General features: G+C 43.3%; 16 protein-coding genes. 11 read left to right on the top strand and 5 right to left on the bottom strand.

The genetic code is table 11. The features are described from left to right. Positions 1-163: 163 nt before the first annotated feature. Both mltG and tmk read left to right on the top strand, forming a co-directional pair. Positions 164-1459: an endolytic transglycosylase MltG gene (mltG, locus tag J5X94_RS07900; protein ID WP_210540870.1), complete on the top strand. Its 1296-nt coding sequence runs from the start codon at positions 164-166 to the stop codon at positions 1457-1459. An 87-nt stretch (positions 1460-1546) separates the two neighbouring features. After that, complete coding sequence (gene tmk, locus J5X94_RS07895) at positions 1547-2257, top strand: dTMP kinase (RefSeq protein ID WP_228293203.1); 711 nt, start codon at positions 1547-1549, stop codon at positions 2255-2257. A 301-nt stretch (positions 2258-2558) separates the two neighbouring features. Here the strand turns inward: tmk and J5X94_RS07890 are convergent, their stop codons facing one another. Then, the gene (locus tag J5X94_RS07890; protein WP_210540869.1) at positions 2559-4790 is read right to left on the bottom strand and encodes a cation:proton antiporter; all 2232 of its coding nucleotides are present in this window, start codon (positions 4788-4790) and stop codon (positions 2559-2561) included. A 659-nt stretch (positions 4791-5449) separates the two neighbouring features. Between J5X94_RS07890 and J5X94_RS07885 the strand changes: the two genes are divergently transcribed. From J5X94_RS07885 to J5X94_RS07850, 8 genes are all read left to right on the top strand, one after another. Further along, positions 5450-6904, top strand: coding sequence for a Do family serine endopeptidase (locus tag J5X94_RS07885; protein WP_210540868.1), 1455 nt, complete (start codon positions 5450-5452; stop codon positions 6902-6904). Positions 6905-7149: 245 nt separating this feature from the next. Beyond that, a complete protein-coding gene (locus J5X94_RS07880) occupies positions 7150-8358 on the top strand; it encodes a hypothetical protein (RefSeq protein WP_210540867.1) in 1209 nt (402 codons plus the stop codon). Between the two features lie 433 nt (positions 8359-8791). Further along, the gene (dapA, locus tag J5X94_RS07875) at positions 8792-9697 is read left to right on the top strand and encodes a 4-hydroxy-tetrahydrodipicolinate synthase (RefSeq protein ID WP_210540866.1); all 906 of its coding nucleotides are present in this window, start codon (positions 8792-8794) and stop codon (positions 9695-9697) included. Positions 9698-9844: 147 nt separating this feature from the next. Next, positions 9845-10165 carry a hypothetical protein gene (locus J5X94_RS07870; RefSeq protein ID WP_227669975.1) on the top strand — a complete coding sequence of 107 codons (321 nt, stop codon included), beginning with the start codon at positions 9845-9847 and terminating at the stop codon, positions 10163-10165. Between the two features lie 140 nt (positions 10166-10305). Further along, complete coding sequence (purC, locus tag J5X94_RS07865; RefSeq protein ID WP_210540865.1) at positions 10306-11019, top strand: phosphoribosylaminoimidazolesuccinocarboxamide synthase; 714 nt, start codon at positions 10306-10308, stop codon at positions 11017-11019. Positions 11020-11586: 567 nt separating this feature from the next. Beyond that, the gene (locus tag J5X94_RS07860) at positions 11587-11799 is read left to right on the top strand and encodes a hypothetical protein (protein WP_210540864.1); all 213 of its coding nucleotides are present in this window, start codon (positions 11587-11589) and stop codon (positions 11797-11799) included. 634 nt (positions 11800-12433) lie between these two features. After that, positions 12434-13081 carry a DNA-3-methyladenine glycosylase gene (locus J5X94_RS07855; protein ID WP_228293202.1) on the top strand — a complete coding sequence of 216 codons (648 nt, stop codon included), beginning with the start codon at positions 12434-12436 and terminating at the stop codon, positions 13079-13081. A 69-nt stretch (positions 13082-13150) separates the two neighbouring features. Then, complete coding sequence (locus J5X94_RS07850; RefSeq protein ID WP_210540863.1) at positions 13151-13462, top strand: NGG1p interacting factor NIF3; 312 nt, start codon at positions 13151-13153, stop codon at positions 13460-13462. A gap of 178 nt (positions 13463-13640) precedes the next feature. Here the strand turns inward: J5X94_RS07850 and J5X94_RS07845 are convergent, their stop codons facing one another. From J5X94_RS07845 to J5X94_RS07830, 4 genes are all read right to left on the bottom strand, one after another. Beyond that, positions 13641-14003 carry a hypothetical protein gene (locus J5X94_RS07845; RefSeq protein ID WP_194620662.1) on the bottom strand — a complete coding sequence of 121 codons (363 nt, stop codon included), beginning with the start codon at positions 14001-14003 and terminating at the stop codon, positions 13641-13643. 225 nt (positions 14004-14228) lie between these two features. Continuing rightward, the gene (locus J5X94_RS07840) at positions 14229-14708 is read right to left on the bottom strand and encodes a hypothetical protein (protein ID WP_210540862.1); all 480 of its coding nucleotides are present in this window, start codon (positions 14706-14708) and stop codon (positions 14229-14231) included. A 1138-nt stretch (positions 14709-15846) separates the two neighbouring features. After that, a complete protein-coding gene (locus J5X94_RS07835) occupies positions 15847-16050 on the bottom strand; it encodes a CsbD family protein (RefSeq protein WP_010196100.1) in 204 nt (67 codons plus the stop codon). 450 nt (positions 16051-16500) lie between these two features. Then, the gene (locus J5X94_RS07830) at positions 16501-17730 is read right to left on the bottom strand and encodes an NADH:flavin oxidoreductase/NADH oxidase family protein (protein ID WP_210540861.1); all 1230 of its coding nucleotides are present in this window, start codon (positions 17728-17730) and stop codon (positions 16501-16503) included. Between the two features lie 178 nt (positions 17731-17908). On the opposite strand from J5X94_RS07830, the gene J5X94_RS07825 reads away from it, so the two are divergent. Continuing rightward, positions 17909-18595 (top strand): TetR/AcrR family transcriptional regulator, encoded by a 687-nt coding sequence (locus J5X94_RS07825; RefSeq protein ID WP_201589645.1) that lies wholly within the window; start codon positions 17909-17911, stop codon positions 18593-18595. The last annotated feature ends 185 nt before the right edge of the window (positions 18596-18780 follow it).

The following is an 18780-nucleotide window of genomic DNA, read 5'->3' as shown; positions in this document are numbered from 1 at the left end:
TTTTCTTTGTAGTAGACAAAACAAAAATATCAATAAAAGCGTAGGAGTATTCAGCCATATAAATGCGCATCCACACTAAGTTAATTCACAAGCTAAGCAAATACCATTGAAAAGCGCACGGTTCAGTGCTAAATTCTAGCAAACCTCTGCCTTGCGAGTTGCCATGAGCAATCCAACACCTGAAACGCCTCCTGAACGTCCTAATGATACTCCATCCAATGAGCAAGAGGGCACTGTTGACGAGCGCATCGCTAGCACCCCATCGGATGCCAAGCCAGTCGTGGATGAGGCCGCAGGCGAAGAGGTGCCGGCAACGGATATCTCGCTCATCAGTGGCAAGACTAAGCCGCGTAAATATAAAGTGGACAATCAATCGTTCTTTATGCAGCGTGGCTATCAAGTATTGCTTGTGCTGGGGCTGATTGCAGCGTTTCTCTTAGTCATAGTCTATCAGACGCTGTTTGGACGGATTGAGCAGCCGCAGCAGATGGTCACGATCGAGCAAGGTCAGACTTACTACGGCTTGCTGCCGCAGTGGCAACAGCAGACACCACTGTTTTCTGCTAGTGTCGCCAAGCTTTATATTAAGTCGCAAGTCGATGCACCATTACATGCAGGCATTTATCAATTACCAGAGAACCCAACCATCGCTGAGGCACTACAAGTGCTCGCGCAGGGCGCCAAAGCAGCAATGGTAAAAGTGCAAATTATCGAAGGTAAAACGTCCAAAGACTTATATCAATCGCTACGTGATAACGACAATATCAAAAAAGAAGTGCTAATAGCGGGCAGCGGTGATGCTAGTAACGCCAGTATTGCTCAAGGACTGGACTTGGTCGGTATATTGCCAAAGAGCGTGACCAATAATAATGACCCTATCGTCAATCATAATCTTGAAGGGTGGTTTGCGCCTGACACCTATTATTATGGCGAGGGCACCAGTGACAAGCAGGTATTGACGGATTTGTATAAGCGTCAGCAGCAAGCGTTGACCAAAGCGTGGGAAAATCGTGCGCCTGACCTGCCTTATAAGAGTCCTTATGAAGCGCTGGTAATGGCCTCTATCATCGAAAAAGAAACCAGCGTGGCAGAAGAGCGTCCCTTAGTATCAGCGGTGTTTAAAAATCGCTTGGATAAAGGCATGCGCATGCAGACCGATCCGACGATTATCTATGGTATGGGCAGCCGCTACGATGGCAACATTCGCCGTAAAGACATCGACGAAAAAACATCCTACAACACCTATCAAATCGATGGTCTGCCGCCCACACCGATTGCGCTACCGTCTGCGGCCTCTATCGAAGCCACCTTACATCCAGCGGATAGTGAGGCGCTGTATTTTGTGGCGACAGGGAATGGTGGGCACAAATTCACCAATAGCTTGGCTGAACACAATCAGGCAGTAAAAGAATACCTGAGCGTCATGCGTGAGAAAAAATCTCAAACGCCGCCGCAGTAAACCATCGCTTTACTTTTCATAAAACCTATCATTTACTGAGCGCTATAAAAATTCATATAGTGCTCATCAATGACATAAGGTCATATCATGTCAGCATCTATACCAGCCAACTTGTTGCAAACCAATTTAACTCAAGCCACGACTGATATTACGGATACAACGCCCAGGCAAGGGCGCTTTATCAGTTTTGAAGGCACTGAAGGCGTGGGTAAAACCACTGCTATCGAGCAGTTATGTGCGCGCTTGCAAGATAGCGGTATCGACTATTTGCGTACTCGTGAGCCAGGTGGTAGCCCGTTTGCAGAGCGTCTTCGCGAGATATTATTGGATCCGGTGACGGAGATCAATGACGACACAGAGCTGTTGTTATTGTTTGCAGCGCGCTGCGACCATATGCAGCAGGTAATCTTGCCAGCACTACAGCAGGGAACATGGGTGATATGTGATCGATTTACCGACTCTACCATTGCCTATCAAGGCTTTGGGCGTGCGCATGGTGACGCTACTGTACGAGCCAAAATTGAGTCTCTTATCACTCAGTTCGTTACCCAGTTGCCCGAGCTGACTTTATGGTTGGATTTGCCCGTATTAGAAGGCATGGAGCGGGCGGGTAAACGTAGTGCTGCCGATCGTTTTGAGCAGCAGGCGACTGAGTTTTTTACATGGGTGCATACAGGTTTTAGTACGCTCGCAGCCGAGCACCCTGAGCGTATCCAGCGTATCGATGCCTCAGGTAGCGCTGAGGAGGTCAGCGTACGAGTATGGCAAGCGGTTGCGACAAGATTTAATCTTAGCTAGGGCGTGTCTCCAATTCACTCGATATAGTCAAAATACCCCAAAAACGCTACGATGCTGTTGATATTAATTTTCACTGACTATGTCATCTAAATGGGCTAAATCTTGCCAAACATCGTCAAATAGCGCCCTATAAAAAAGCCCTCATAATTATTATGAGGGCTTTTAATTTGCTTATTAGCTTTTCAGACAATATAGTCATTCCACTATAAAAGTATTACAGTGTTAACCTCGCTTGAAGTATCACATATACATCTACACTCGGTTGCCTTGTACTACTTTTAAATTGAATCGACTATAGCGTTTATGGTTTATCCGCATCTTTTTTTACCGAATCCTTCACCTTCACATTGTTGGTGGTATTGTCATGATCTGAGTCGGGTAGGCGGTTAGGGTCGAGCGCACCACTTTTTATCTTGGGCGCACTACCATTACCGTTTGTACTACTATTAGTCGATTTACTGGTTTTTGACGTTGCCGTTGAGTTATCTGCCATCACCCCTTTGTTGACTGTGTTAGTAGAGACGTCTTTAGCTTCCGCTCCCTGACGTTTATCTATTTCAGCCTTGACGGTTTTTTTCGCTACGTCACTCTCTTTATCAACCGCTATGGATGGCTCTTGCTCTGGCGTATCAGCGATATCTTCCACCATCTCTTTTTCTTTGCGTTTTTCAGGCGCTTTGGAGTTGGCTTCAAAACTGGCATCTGCGGCAGCACGGGCTTGCTCTTGTTTTAGTGTGACGTCCACTGGCTTTGGCTGGACTTCATCATCAACGACCAGAGAAATCAGCTTACGATCACGTGGTACTGATCCTTCGAACTTATCAGTGATGACTTGCAGCTTGCCTTCTTTGTCTAGGGTATAGAGCGGCACGAACTGCTTATTGTCGGCTTTATACTGCTCAAACGTATAGCTGTCCGTAATATTGGTGATTTTAATACGGGCTTTTTTGGACAGCATGCTGGCAAGTTTGGTATAGGTTACGTCTTTGCCAAACAACCACTGCGAGTGAAAGTTTGACTGCTTATCATCGCGCTCACTTTTCACTTTTTCATCGCTGAACTTGAGGCGATAGAGCTTGCGCTCGCCGAACTCATGGCGGTAATGAATCTCAGACAAGGTATTCATCTCTTTATCCATACTCATCGCGAATAGGTGACCAATACCGATAAGGTCAAGATGATGGTCGGCGTGATCAGAGATGGGGTTACCAAAATAGGTGCGTAGACCACTCATACGCGCGCGGGCGATATTGGTATAGTTATTATGAGCGACGATGACATCGAAGCCTTGGTCTTTTAAGGAGGTTGCGATTAGCAATGCAACTGGATTGGAGCCAACGATAAGAATACCATTGGTCTCAGGCTCACGCACACCAAGTAAATTGCCCACTACTTTTGCACCCAAGCCCTGAATCATGACCGTACCGATGATGACCATAAATACTAAGGGGACGAGCAGCTCAACGCCCTGAATATCATACTCTTGCAAACGAATCGCAAACAGCGATGAGATAGCAGCGGCGACGATACCACGTGGTCCAATCCAGCTGATCATTAGCTTTTCATTGGTTTTTAGGTTTGAGCCAATAGAAGATGCCCAGACCGATAAGGGACGCGCCACAAACATCACGATAGCGAGTAGCACCAAGCCTGCAAAGCCCACACTCATTAAGCTTGCCAGCTCCACACGAGCTGCCAGAATGATAAATAATACCGAAATAAGTAAAACGGTTAAAGATTCATTGAATTCTAAAATAGTCTCACGTGGGAACTTGGGCCAGTTCGCCAGTGCGACGCCCAAGACGGTGACGGTTAGCAGACCAGACTCATGCTCTAAATGGTTGGAGACAGAGAATAAAACCAAGACAAAAGCTAAGGTAAAGACATTGCGTAAAAACTCAGGCACCATGTGGCGGCGCATTAAGAACGCCAATGCCCACGCGCCAGCCATACCAAGCGCCGTTGCAAGCACGACAATTTTGGCAAATAGCAATATGCTGCTGGCTTCACCACCAGAAATAATATACTCATACACCAATACCACGGCGATAGCGCCAATGGGATCGATGATAATGCCTTCCCATTTGAGGATATTGGAGATGGTCTTGTTGGGGCGCACACTACGTAACAATGGCATAATCACCGTTGGACCAGTGACACATACCAGCGCACCGAACAGCAACGCAATCAATGGATCGACATCGAACAATAGATAAGTCGATAGCGCGACGATAGCAATGGTGATGAGCACCCCGACCGACACCAGCATCTGTACGACCGTGCCGTGTTGCTTGATTTCATCAAACTCAAGGGTCAGTGAGCCTTCGAACAAAATAATCGCCACGCCCAAAGAGATGAACGGGAACATCAGCTCGCCCAAGACTAAATCAGGGTCGAAAACGCCGAGTACGGGTCCAACAACAATGCCAATGAGTAACAAAAATAAAATGGACGGTTGCTTTAAATACCAAGCCAACCATTGGGCGGCAATGCCGATCCCAACCACGCCGGATAATAATAGGGCGGTATCCATAAATTAATCCTTTTATAATCTTGTGATGCTGTCTAGCTATTAAAGTGGGTTGTCGTTAGCGGCCAAAACCTTTTATAACGGCAAATTAATAATAACCATAGCCATCATGAATCATGGATGATATATATACTATATAGTAGTAAAGACAAACGCGTCTCTAGATAAATAAAAAAATGCTAGAAGCGCAAAAGATGGAAAATAAGGGCGTTAAAAGCCAATTCGATTAGTGTATAGTTCATAGCTGCCTGATATGGCTAACTATTGTTTGCTAAAAAATTTATTAGGCTTGTTATCATATCATGATTTTATTTTATATATGTCAAGGGTCTGTCTGACGCGATAGCCGCGCGCCATCGTTCTGCGCGGACCCAAGATTAGGTGAACGCGCTATAAAAGATTACGAAATCGAGGGGATAAGACGACGGGGTATCAAAATGGCTTATATTCACGTCATTATCCTTACCCATCGCTACGACACAAACTGGTAGGCAAGTAATAGTAATAAGCAGACCAGCGTTCAAGATGGTTGCTTATAAATTGTTCCTTATAAATTATTGCTATAGATTATGCCTATAAATTTATACAAGCTTGCTATCTATTATGGCGATAATAGCGATAATATTGTTGCTAACAATAATAACCACTCATATGGAGACAATATGCCTATCAATATGTTTCAAGCGCAACCCAATATTCGTATGCAGCGTTGGTTGCAACGTAGCAGTTTGGCACTGGCTATCGGCACGGTAATGGCGATAGGCATTAATGCAGCCACTATGCCTCAGGCACAAGCAGCGGTCACCACTGCTGACTTCTCTGACTTGGTACAGCAAGTGACGCCAGCGGTGGCACGGGTCAATGTCACCAAAACGGTCAGTGAAGATGAGCTTGCCAAAGCACAAACCGCCGAGCTGTTACGTCAGTTCTTCGGGGATCGCTTGCGTATCCCAGATCAAGCAGCTAAGCCCGCGATTGAACACGCTTATGGCACTGCTTTTTTTGTCACCACTGATGGTTATATGTTGACCAATCATCATGTGGTTGCTGGAGCAGATAAAATCACTGTGACTCTTAATGACAGAACCGAGCTGGATGTGACCTTGGTGGGTAGCGATGAGCGCTCAGATGTGGCCGTGCTCAAAGTCGTTGGTAATCAGTTCCCAGCTTTGCCCATTGGCGATTCAAACAGTCTAAAAGTAGGTGAGCCGGTGTTGGCGATTGGCTCGCCATTTGGCTTTGATTATTCGGCATCCGCAGGTATCGTGAGTGCCAAGTCACGCAGTTTTTCACGTGAGACCAGTGTGCCTTTTATTCAAACCGACGTGGCATTAAATCCGGGTAACTCAGGTGGACCTTTATTCAATCAGCGCGGTGAAGTTATCGGTATCAACTCACGTATCTTTAGCGGGACGGGCGGTTATATGGGCTTGTCGTTTTCTATCCCCATTGACGCGGCGATGGATATCTACGAGCAGCTAAAAACCAATGGTGAAGTCGCGCGTGCCTACATGGGTATTTATCCTCAAGACATCGATCGCAATCTGGCCGAAGCGTATAACTTGGCTCGTCCACAGGGCGCTCTGCTTACACGTGTCTCACCAGACTCACCAGCACAAAAATCAGGTCTGCAATCAGGCGATATTATTTTGCAATATAATGATGTGCAGATTATGCGCGCCGCAGATTTATTGAATCTGCTCAATCGGGCACGACCCAATGATCCGTTCAGTGCTCAGATTCAGCGTGATGGCAAGCAAATGACGGTAAAAGGCACGCTAACGTATGCGCCAAATGATGTCCGAGCGCAAAGCGGCTCACAGCAAGACGATGAGATACAACTGGGCTTACGTCTGCGCAATTTGACTCCAGATGAGCAGGCAGAGCTAGCTGTTGACAACAAAACAGGCATATTGGTCACGACCGTCGACCCGACTGGCTTAGCCGCGCGTTCAGGTATTTTCGCTGGCGATATCGTTACCAACTTTCACCAAAAGCCGATTGCGAAGGTCACTGATTTCTCCAGCGCTATCTCCTCACTTCCCAAAAAAGGGGTAGTAACGATTGAAGTCATGCGCCAAGGCATCCCTGGTATTATCGGCCTGCGCATTGAATAGCCACTATATAGTCAATCTACTATGCTTAAATGAAGTATCTCACTAAGCGTTGATAATTATACTTGTCTATCATAGAGCGCGACCTCTATAATGGCTGATTTTTTTATCGATTGATTTTGATGATATGCTATTGCTCGATTTAACTTTGATTAAGCGACATTGAGTTGGGCGTTGATTTGATTGAACAACATTAATTGACCACTGCACAAACGACTATTCATACCTCTATATACAGCTAGGTAATTATGACTGACCACGCTTTTTATACGCTCAGCATCACGACAGCGGCAGCATTGCTAGCGTATATCATCTTGTGGTCAGGATTACAGACGTTCAATGCCAATCCCACAAAACGCTTTTTGCGTATTTGGTCAAAATTGACGCTATATTATGCTGCTTATACCATGCCAGTTTGGGCGTTACTGTTGGTTATTGGGCGAGCACAAGAGGTGACGCCTCTACTGGCACAATTGTCACCAAGCGTTGTATTGATGGCTACCATCGCGATGGGTCTGTACTTTTATACTGTCGTTGTGCAGCCCAACTGTTTGCGCGTACAGCATCATGCGGTTGATTTAGACTTGTCAGCCCCGCTCACAGTAGCGGTATTAGCAGATTTGCGTATTGGCTTATATAGTGGCAAGCCGCGTCATATTCGCAAGCTTGTCGCTACCATCAATGCGCTGTCAGCAGATGCAGTGCTGATTACAGGTGACTGGCTCTATTACCCGAGCGCAGATTTGGTGGGGCAGTTGATGCTGTTTAAGGGAGTAAACAAACCCGTTTATACGGTGATGAGTACCTCGGATTTGCGTTATCAGTCGATTAATACCACCAAGCAAGGTCAGCCACTATTGAAAGATACCTTGGCCAGTGCCTTTGATGTGCTTGATATCAATTATATCGGGCAGCAATGTACGTCGTTGCCGCTTAAATGTGCCCAAACTGGCAACGGTCGATTAAGAGCAAATCAAACAAGCTCCATTAAAGGTCACCCGAATACCCGTACACAAACACACCCAAAGGATAATCCAGTCGTGGCGGTGCTTTGCGGTTGGCAAGATGTTCCGAAACAATCGAGCGATGCCAAAACTTTGCAGGTACCTAGTAAAGTGGCGCTTAGTGCCGAAATCGCGCAGGCGACTAAACCTGTCATTATCCTTGCGTCACGATTTGATAGTATTAGCGACTTACCAAAATCACTACAGCCGCGACCACTATTGATAACGGGGGCTGCTAAAGCGATACAGAAAAACATACTAAAGGCACAAAAAAAGCAAGATATTCGCCGTATAGGCAATCAGTCGTCGTTATTGGATAGCAGCCGGATGGGTAAGCAGCGCGGTTTATATCAGCATGGTAGCGCGCAGATATTTGTCAGTAGCGGAGTGGGCACTCGAGGATTGCCTTTTCGCTTGTATCGTCCGACTATCGATGTGTTGACGATTCGTTAAAACGACTCAAAAGCATTTATTCCAGTTCCATAATTACGCTAAACTAACTATTAAATAATAAAGTCTATAGTCAGTGACTCTAGCGCATTACCATCGCGTTAAACAGGGCTTAAAATGGCACACGATATACCTAGGCTGAGCATTAATTGACTGATAGCGGTCAAATCAAAATATGCTACACTAGTAAGCGTTTTTATGGCTATCAATAAACAACATCGGCAATTGACAAAAATAATGTTAGTGCGGGTAGACCTGCACATGATTTTATAGTGCAAATGTCATTATTGTAGGTATATAAACACCCAGTATGAACATCAAGCAATACCTGTCATTGGCTTGTCTATTGACTTAAAAATGGATATGGGTAGTTGCAAATGATCGATCATGTGACAGCTTTAATAAAGCTAGGATAATACAACAGTAAGGCACGGTTATGAGCACAGCATACGACGAGATTAAAACCCGACTACAAGGTTCAATGGTAGCCTTGGTAACGCCCATGCATCCTGACGGCACGGTCGATTATAAACGTCTGGCCGATCTCATAGACTGGCAGATTGAGCAGGGCACCCACTGTCTCGTTGCCGTCGGTACCACTGGCGAATCAGCGACTTTATCGATGCAAGAACATAGCGATGTGATTCGTTACTTTGTGAAGCATGTCAAAGGCCGCGTGCCAGTGATAGCAGGTACAGGCGCCAATAATACGACTGAAGCCATCAAACTGACGCAAGATGCGGCGGATGCTGGTGCAGACTGTGCATTATTGGTTGCTCCTTACTACAATAAGCCGCCACAAGAAGGCTTGTATCAACATTATAAAGCCATTGCCCAAGCCGTAAACATCCCGCAGATGCTCTATAATGTACCGGGGCGTACCGTGGTCGATATCGCTCAAAATACGGTTGAACGTTTGGCTGATATCGATAATATCGTTGCGATTAAAGATGCGACGGGCTCAGTCGCTCGTGGTGAGCAATTGATTAAAGCGGTTGGCGACCGTATTGTCGTGCTATCTGGCGATGATGGCACGGCGCTTGATTTGATGCAAATGGGTGCCAAAGGCAATATTTCAGTCACGGCTAACGTCGCACCGAACGCCATGAGTGAGACCTTTTCGTCCGCGCTACGTGGTGATTTTGATGCCGCGCACAAAGTACATGACGTGATTAAGCACTTGCATCGTGATTTATTTATTGAATCGAGTCCCATTCCAGCAAAATATGCGTTACATAAAATGGGTATGATAGATACGGGAATCCGCTTGCCATTGGTTTGGCTAGCAGAACAACATCATGCCACTATTGATGAAGCGTTGGTTCGCGCAAATTTACTATAGATGCGTGCGAATTTATTATAGAAGTGAAGCATTGTAAATGCTGAGCCAGTCGCTGATGACATTGGCTTGGCAAGAACTTATAAGGTTCTATCAAAACGACGAGCCAATCGTCTAAATGAGCAAAAATTGCTAACTCAGAGAGATAATATGATGAAAGTATCATCAACCCCTACAAGAACGTTTCCTGCTATGATGGTTTTGGTATTGGGTAGCACACTAGTATTAAGTGGCTGTCAAATGACCAAAGGCTTTCTTGGTAAGCGCGATAATGGCAGCTTAGAGTATCAAGAGAGTAAGAAGCTTGCACCACTAGAGCTACCAGTGACTCAGCAACCAGCAGCATTTGTGCCGTTATACACAACCCCAAATGCAGGCGTAAACACGCTCACCTTACAGAACGAAGCAGGTAAGCAGTATCAACTGCCTAAGCCTCAACGCGCTGTCGCTGTGAGCGATACTTCAAACTAAACACCGTATTTTCCTACTTACACCGCTGATTTTTTACTGTGATTGTTCAGGACATGATGTTCTCATGAATGACGTCATATAGTATTCAGCGGTCGCTGCGCGTTTTTACCACATAAGCTTGAACGAACAGGAATTCCATAATGCAAAAGCAACAACTGCTGTATAAAGGTAAAGCCAAATCAGTCTATGAAACAGAAGACAACGACCTTCTGATTTTACACTTTCGTGATGATACCTCGGCGCTTGATGGTAAGCGTATCGAACAGTTGGCACGTAAGGGCGTGGTTAATAACCGCTTTAATGCTTTTATTATGCAAAAACTGGCTGCCGCTGGTATCGAAACTCATTTCGAAAGACAATTATCTGATGACGAAGTGCTGGTCAAGCGTTTGGATATGATTCCAGTTGAGTGCGTCGTACGTAACTTCGCTGCGGGCAGTTTGGTTCGTCGTTTAGGCTTAGAAGAAGGCCAAGCATTGACGCCGCCTACTTATGAGCTATTCTACAAAGATGACGCGCTTGGTGATCCGATGGTCAATGAGTCACTTTCTGTGTCTCTTGGTTGGGCTACCGAAGCACAATTAGTAAAAATGGAAGAGCTGACTCATCAAGTGAATGATGTATTAATGGCACTGTTTGATGCAGGCGATTTAATACTGGTCGATTTCAAGTTAGAATTTGGCGTATTCCATGACCGTATTGTTTTGGGTGATGAGTTCTCACCAGATGGCTGCCGTATTTGGGACAAAAATACCAAGAAGAAATTGGATAAAGACCGTTTCCGTCAATCATTAGGCGATGTTATCGAAGCTTACGAAGAAGTGGCCAACCGTATTGGTGTGCCACTTAGCTAAGTCGTAAATGTCTAGCGCAAAACAAAAAAAACTGAGCCATGTGCTCAGTTTTTTTATGGGATTATATGAATGATGGTTCCCTAGTGAGGACTTGAATCTTTGGCTGTAGGCTAGTGGTATCAGCGATTTTGCTCACTGAAATAGTCTCAGTGTACTTTACGGTTTACTTATCATACATACTCTATCTGTGATCGATGCGCTATATAGGTATCGAACTGCTTGTGTTGGATATGAATTTAATAACTATGAAATCGATAGCATGGCTTAAGGCTATGGTTTTCCAAAAAAATTGGTATTGATAGATCTTTATACCCCCTAGTGAGCGTTACCAGTGCTAGCAAAAATACAAGAACATCATACTTCTCAAGAAGATTAGAGCAGTTAGTAACAGTAGTAACCTTTCTTTAAGTTTCATAAAGCTACGCAACCTCCTAATCGTTTATTATTTCCTTTGTCAATAAAGCAAGGCTTCATCAAACCATTTTGTTTGATTGTAAGCATTACATCTTAATTAATAACTCATGCTTGATAAGCATTTGGAAGGAAATGATAATGAAAAAGATAATGATGAGTTCTATTCTAGCTGCTACTGCTTGTTTTGCGATGATTGGTCAAGCAAGTGCCGCACCTGCACCGCATTTTGTAAAACATAAAGTCTCCCATGAACAGCAACACAAAGCCCCTCAGAAAGTGGTCGTTAAGAAAGTTGCACATAAGAAATTTGTGGCTCAAAACCATAAGCATGCATCTAAAGTGGTATATGTTCAAAACCGCCGTTAGTTGATGTAATTTTAATCGTATTATCTGATAAAAAACAGCTCCTAATTAGGAGCTATTTTTTGTGTCGCAGGTTATGGTAATAGGAAAGTTATCATTAAATCTCTAGGTTCGGTACTTGCGGTTGTCTTATGTCTTGATCTACTCGTTTCTATTATTTGTACAGAAAAAACCTTAAAAAATAAGACTGCTATTATCAAAAAAATAAGCTCAGAATACCTGCTTTGCATCTAGTACGGATAGTCCAATGCCTAAACTTCTTAAAAAATATGTATCATTCTCGGTATAGTAATCATTATTGGTGGCACACTTACTTCTGTAATAACATGGAAAAGTATACCCCACCGGAACCAACTAATTAGTGTCATCAATCAATTAATAGACCACTTAAAACAGACGACTAAGCTTTGTGTGGGCACTTTCCGCTCCCATAATCCCATAATAATTTATCGCCTAGCCATACTTATTTATGACTGCCCTTAAGTTTGAACATTATCCTTGCCAATACTCGTTTTCTCACTTAACTTTCTTATATAACTATCAAACACACCGTAAACATTGTCCTAAATACCGTATCTCATTTTTATGCTAACTTATCATCTGTTAATAATATAAAAATAATAAAAGGTTGTCACCAATGTTAACGCCTGAATTGCCTATGACTCAGCCCAATATTCTGGAGCCTGCGTGGTTTACTCGACCAACCTGCGTAGTCGCCGCTGATTTGATTGGCAAAGTATTGTGTAGAAAGTTAACGGATACCGATGGCACAGTGAAAATCTTGCGCATGCGTATCTCAGAAACCGAAGCTTATATCGGTAAGGACGACCCTGCTTGTCATTCGCATGCGGGTAGCCGAACTGTGCGTACTGAAATCATGTATGCGCAAGGCGGCGTATTTTACGTCTATTTGACTTACGGTGTGCATCATATGCTCAATCTGGTCAGCGGTGGAGAAGAGTCTCCTGAGTCGGTATTAATACGGGCTGGGTTTTTGACCGACGATAGTGATCGTTTGATGGAAGAACAGCTTCTGAGCACGAATAAGCAACTTACTCATCCAACCCAGATGGCAGGTCCTGGCAAATTAACGAAGCGCTTACAAATTGATCGCGCGTTAAATGGCAAATCTATCAGTGTAGAGTCAGCAGTATGGCTCGAAGATGATGACTGCCAGCCACCAGTATCGCTGCGTCCTCGTATCGGTATTGATTATGCTGGCGATGCCAAAGACTGGCTATTGCGCTATATCTGGAGCGACCATCCTTCATTATCAAAAAAATAAAACGATGGCCGCACTCTGATGGTAATAGAGCTGCTCTCTCATGCTAATAGATAAAAAAAAGGTGACACTATGTATAAATTGACGGTTTTTGTTCCCGAAGCAGCATTAGAGCCAGTTAAGTCTGCTTTATTTGCAGCAGGCGCGGGCACGATTGGCAATTACGAGCGCTGCTGCTGGCAAGTACAAGGGGTGGGCCAGTTTATGCCGCTGGCAGGCAGTGATCCGCATATTGGCGCGCAAGATAAGCTCGAAAAAGTTGATGAGTGGCGAGTCGAGATGGTGGTTGCCACTGCTAATATTGGGCAAGTTATTGAGGCACTAAAGCAGGCACACCCTTATGAGACGTCTGCCTATGATGTCATCGAAGTGCTAGATTTTTGAGCTTTAGAGGTATAGTTGATACTAAATAAAATGGGTACATGACATGATGATGCGTGACTGGCACAAACTTTTCTTGCTTGCTGTGCCTACGCAGACAGAGGCTACGAAAAATTTATACCAGTCACGCTGTCTCTTTTTTATATTGACCTGACTATAGGTTATTAGCAGCGATTTAGGCTTATTTGATCTTAATTACTTGATAGCCTGGATAGCCAAGTTCGATTTTATAATCTTTACTACCACGTGTGGCCTTTACCTTTATTTTGCTATCGCCTCTTTTATATTTGACGTCTTTGACACGGTAGCCCATATTACTGACTTTATTGGCGGCTCGTTGTTCGATAGCTGGTTGATAAAGCTCTTTATCAACGTTTTTGATAGCTTTTTTATGCTTTTTATAGACTTTACTGTCTTTATAAGCATCCTCGTAAAGGTCGCCGTACGCATTGTAGCCGGGAGCGGTGACGCAACCTGTCGTTATCATTAACGCTGTGACCATAGCGGTGGCAACGGTTGGCTTTAGTAGGGTTGTGATATTCATAATATCCTCTTATCAAGTTCAACTTTTTTGATAGTGTTATAAAAAATGGCCAAACAAACCAAGGGCTGGCTTATTTGACCTTAGACATCAATAAGTTAACGATGTCAAAATTTTACCTTAAGGCAATATGAGACTTAGCATTACCTTGTCGTAAGTTTCGAGATATCATGTGAAACTTACGACTGAAAACTATTTAAATATAGCACTTCACTGGCTTTCTCAGGATTACCAGTTCTTTTTATATTTGTGGTTCTTTTTGTACTTACCTTTTCCTTTTTTCTTGTATTTACCGTGCTTATCATAATCATGCTTATCGTAGTCACGGTCGTTATCATACTTGTCATCGTAGCGCTTCTTAGACCAATCTTGTCTGTTTGAGCTGATAAGCTTTAGGCTAGGATAAGTATACTTGAGCTCATAGGTTTGATTACTCTTTTTGGCATAGGCGGTGATCGCTCGATTGCCTCGATAATTATCGGATTTGATATCTATGACCTGATAGCCTTTACGACGCAAATCCTGACGCAGCTTCTGGCTCACACGGTTGTAGCTAGCGTTATTGTCATAACCCTTGTCACCGCGATAGACAGAGTTATTGTCATAGCCTGGTCCTACGACAGTACAACCAACCATCGTACCTAACAATGTGAGTGAAAGGCCAGCAGACCTCGCTGTTTTCAATGAGAATAGCTGTAAAATCTTCATGATCAAATCTCCTACGATATTTTTTTGATTGATAATTACGTGATTGATAGTTATGTGATTGCTTTTCACCTCTAACAGCGTAATGCAGTTGATATATATTTGACTTAATAGCATCGATAAATTAGTCGCACTGATAAAGAAGGACTTGGTACTTTTTTATATGAGCAGTCTTATTTGTTTGCTCTAATAACTGGAGAATATTGTGTTTTGAAATATTTTCTTACATTATCTATAATAAGGCACAAAACTTGATGTTAAGTGTCATTTGCGTTATTAAGTTGTAATTCCACGTTTAAGGATATGTCGCTTAAACCATCATTTATAAACAATCACTTAAACAACAATATGGCACATACCTGAGTATTAGCAATAAAAAATATAGAGGCTATTTAAGCTTATGTTGTTTCCATAATTTGTAGGTATAACGGTGCTTGTATGTAAGCTACTGACCAATATTTTTGACCACTATGTCAAAGACAGCCCTGTTAAATATGAGTTTATTTATCCCTCTATCTCATGTGGGGCAGGTAGTGTTTTCTCCGCGTTGGCGTTCGTTTTATTGCCAAAGAGCAGGGAAGTGTTTTGGGAGAAATGCTAATTTGAGAGTATCAATAACATTAGAGTCAATTGGCTTTGTAAGCATATGCTTACAAGCAATGACGTTTACGCGACTTAACATCAGGGTGAGAATTAGGCATTATACATACACGGCATCAGGGAATGTAACTCAAGGATTGAGTTGACCGCATTAAGGATAATGATTCGTTTACTGGCATCAGGATGATAACGGTAAATGAAGAAAGGATACATAACCTTTGCTGATAGCAGTTAATGCTAGTAACCGTAGTAAATAGGGTAGGATGCCCGGTATCGCAACATGCTGAACGTTATGCAAGGATGCATAGATTACAGTCGTGATAGGTAACATGGATGGTTAACAATAAAACCGCATAACAATTAATTGCTATGCGGTTTTATCGTGTCTATAGGTTGAGAAATTTCTATTCAACCTGTTTTAAATACGTTATTGAGTACTGTATAAAGCGTTAAATAGCTGCTAATAAAAAACCGCATAAGAATCATGCGGTTTTTTGACTTATCAAATCATCAATAATGTCATTGTGACTTAGCTGATAGCTTAGTATTTGTTTTCGCGACGCCAGTCGTCTACTTCACGCTCAGCATCATCCTTACTATGGCCATAACGCTCTTGGACTTTACCAACCAACTTATCACGGCTGCCTTCAACATGTAATAAATCGTCATCAGTAAGATCAGCCCATTTCTGCTTAGCTGAGCCTTTCACTTGGTTCCATTCACCTTTCAGGGTATGTTCGTTCATTATTATATTCCTTTTTTTGATTATTAATTAATCCAGATATTTATCTCGTTTGGTTTTACTTAATGCTAAGTTCAGTAGCTGCTTTTATTTAGTTACCGTATATTTGATATCTATAAAAATAAGCTAACTGATGCCCCTAATATAGACTTTGAAAATTACGCTGTCTGTATAGGCAATGTTTAGAGTGTTACTTCATGATAGCAATCTGCATGAGTATGTTATGGAGACCATATTTGTGTAATAAATAGGGGGTGTTGTCAGTGAAATACGTAAATAATCTAAGAGGTTTTCTACCAACCTATCAATACCATCATGCTCCATCAACGGCTCAGATTTTGTATTCGTCTGTATTCAGCTCGGAATAAAATGAGGACACGCCCTAGAACAATTTTAGCAATAAGCAATGCACCTTTATAAAGGTGCAAACACAGACTACTTAGCCAACACAAACTACTTAGCCAAATAATCTTGATAACGCTTGGTCAGTTTCTTTACTCGGAGACGATCACGAATCAATGAAAATAGGGGTGAAGCATTGGATTTTGGTGGCTTTCCTGCACCCATGCGTTGCAGTTGGCGCTTAATGACAGCCATAGTCGCAATCGCACTCAAGGTTTTGTCTTTCCACTGAACCACTGGATCGTGGGCACTGAGCTGATCGTTTTCTTTCCAGTCATTAGGCAAAGCGGGATTCATCGCTAAGGCTGTGCCCATCCCGACAATATCAATGCCTTGGGCTAGGACGTTTTCTGCTACCGCCAAACGCCTGACACCGCCTGTGGTCATAATGGGCATGGTGGCCACTTGCGCAATCTCTTTTGCAAAGTCTAAAAAGTAAGCTTCTCGCTGCAAGGTTCGGCCGTCTGCCGTTGTGCCTTGCATAGCTGGGCTTTCGTAACTGCCACCAGATAACTCCACCAAATCAACAGCAAGGCCATTCATTGCTAAAATAACGGTCTTTGCGTCATCAGCATCAAAACCTCCACGCTGAAAATCGGCTGAATTCATTTTTACAGCGACGGCAAAGCGAGGCGAAACTTGTGCACGAACAGCTTTAATAACAGTGATTAATAAGCGCATACGATTTTCAATCGAACCGCCAAATTCATCATCACGTTTATTGGTTAATGGCGACAAAAACTGAGAGATAAGGTAACCGTGAGCGGCATGAATTTGCACGCCGTCAAAACCAGCTTGTTCTGCTTTTAAAGCAGTATCGACAAAACGTTGAATCAGCTGCTCGATATCTTGATGGGTCATGGCGCGGGGTTTGCCAAACAGATGAGAGTGCTTTCCTAAATCAAGGGAAACGTCAGAAGGTGACAACACATCACCTCCCATAGCCGCATACACTTGGCGACCAGGATGGTTAATCTGCATCCAAACTTGGGTGTCATTCTTTTTGGCCACTTTAGCCCACGCTTCAAAAGGAGCTATATCACTGTCTTTTTCTAATACAATACCGCCCGGACCGGTCATCGCGCGACCATCGACCATCACATTACCGGTAATTAATAAGCCAGTACCACCCTCAGCCCAGCGTTGATATAAGCGCAAAATAGTAGAGCCAGGGACTTGTCCTTCATCTGCCATATTCTCTTCCATAGCAGCTTTGGCAAGGCGATTTGAGAGACTGGTGCCACAAGGTAATAAAAAAGGAGAAAAAACTGCTGATGTCATGATGGCAACCTAAAAGTATTGTTTCGTGAAAAATAAGTTTGACGATGAATTTGACTATAGACTTATAGTTTAAATGACTATAATCTTATAGTCGATATAGTAATTATTCCCATAAGTCATTTTAAAACATCAATCGAGGTCGATATTGAAGGTAAATGCTAGAACAGACTTCATTCGCATGGCTGCCAGTCCAGCAACCGAATCAAAGCGTGAGCTGGCAAAAGCTAAAACGCGTCGCGCGCTATTAAAGAGTGCCCTACAGCTGTATAGCGTAGAGGGCGCTTGTGGCATGAGCATGAATAAAGTTGCCAAGGGTGCAGGCATTGCTCAACCTAGCTTTTACAATCATTTTGATAGCCTCGATGCCTTGCAACATGAATTAAGCGAACAGCTCAAAGACAACTATCTATCCCCCATGCGTATGGCTTGGGTAACGATGATAAAAGATTATGATTTCTTGAATAAAGAGCAATTTAACCAGCGTTGCCAGTCCTGTTTGACCATGATTTTTGATGCGGCATTTCAGAATATTGCCTTGTTTCAACACCTCATCGAAGACCGTCCGCGCTTTGGCTCAAAGACAATAAATGCCATGAATAAGGGTTCGGAGCATAAACAACTGGGCAATCTTATTACAGAAATACAAGAAGAGTGGACGGAGATATTCATTCAGGGACTACAGTTATCTGGTCGTTCTATTGAACGCACTCACGTGAATCTCTGTGTCGATATTGCTAGCGCACAAGTCCATGAATTAATTTTAGGCTGTCATCAAGAGCGTTATTCAAGACAACAAGCGATTACCATTTTGAGTGCAAATTTTGCTGCATTGTTTGGCAATTTTTTTGCACGGACGCAACAATAAAGAAAGTAACTTGTAGTTGGTTAAAAATAAAAGGGGTACGTTAAAAATAGTGTCCTGCTGGTATAAATACTCCTTGACTGCTGCGTGCTTTGCACTCCAGAGACTTCAAAAAATTTATCCCAACAGCACTGTATTCTTTTTAGATTGAATCGACTGTATAAAACGAAAGTAGAACGGAAACTAGA

It is taken from the genome of Psychrobacter sp. K31L, assembly GCF_017942195.1.
Classification (GTDB): Bacteria; Pseudomonadota; Gammaproteobacteria; order Pseudomonadales; family Moraxellaceae; genus Psychrobacter; species Psychrobacter glaciei.
The sequence above is the reverse complement of the archived record's forward strand: the minus strand, read 5'-3'. Positions and strand labels throughout refer to the sequence as shown.

Coding starts and splice junctions, on each gene's coding strand:
- mltG (WP_210540870.1), top strand. CDS start 164: ATGAGCAATCCAACACCTGAAACGCCTCCTGAACGTCCTAATGATACT.
- tmk (WP_228293203.1), top strand. CDS start 1,547: ATGTCAGCATCTATACCAGCCAACTTGTTGCAAACCAATTTAACTCAA.
- J5X94_RS07890 (WP_210540869.1), bottom strand. CDS start 4,790: ATGGATACCGCCCTATTATTATCCGGCGTGGTTGGGATCGGCATTGCC.
- J5X94_RS07885 (WP_210540868.1), top strand. CDS start 5,450: ATGCCTATCAATATGTTTCAAGCGCAACCCAATATTCGTATGCAGCGT.
- J5X94_RS07880 (WP_210540867.1), top strand. CDS start 7,150: ATGACTGACCACGCTTTTTATACGCTCAGCATCACGACAGCGGCAGCA.
- dapA (WP_210540866.1), top strand. CDS start 8,792: ATGAGCACAGCATACGACGAGATTAAAACCCGACTACAAGGTTCAATG.
- J5X94_RS07870 (WP_227669975.1), top strand. CDS start 9,845: ATGATGAAAGTATCATCAACCCCTACAAGAACGTTTCCTGCTATGATG.
- purC (WP_210540865.1), top strand. CDS start 10,306: ATGCAAAAGCAACAACTGCTGTATAAAGGTAAAGCCAAATCAGTCTAT.
- J5X94_RS07860 (WP_210540864.1), top strand. CDS start 11,587: ATGAGTTCTATTCTAGCTGCTACTGCTTGTTTTGCGATGATTGGTCAA.
- J5X94_RS07855 (WP_228293202.1), top strand. CDS start 12,434: ATGTTAACGCCTGAATTGCCTATGACTCAGCCCAATATTCTGGAGCCT.
- J5X94_RS07850 (WP_210540863.1), top strand. CDS start 13,151: ATGTATAAATTGACGGTTTTTGTTCCCGAAGCAGCATTAGAGCCAGTT.
- J5X94_RS07845 (WP_194620662.1), bottom strand. CDS start 14,003: ATGAATATCACAACCCTACTAAAGCCAACCGTTGCCACCGCTATGGTC.
- J5X94_RS07840 (WP_210540862.1), bottom strand. CDS start 14,708: ATGAAGATTTTACAGCTATTCTCATTGAAAACAGCGAGGTCTGCTGGC.
- J5X94_RS07835 (WP_010196100.1), bottom strand. CDS start 16,050: ATGAACGAACATACCCTGAAAGGTGAATGGAACCAAGTGAAAGGCTCA.
- J5X94_RS07830 (WP_210540861.1), bottom strand. CDS start 17,730: ATGACATCAGCAGTTTTTTCTCCTTTTTTATTACCTTGTGGCACCAGT.
- J5X94_RS07825 (WP_201589645.1), top strand. CDS start 17,909: ATGGCTGCCAGTCCAGCAACCGAATCAAAGCGTGAGCTGGCAAAAGCT.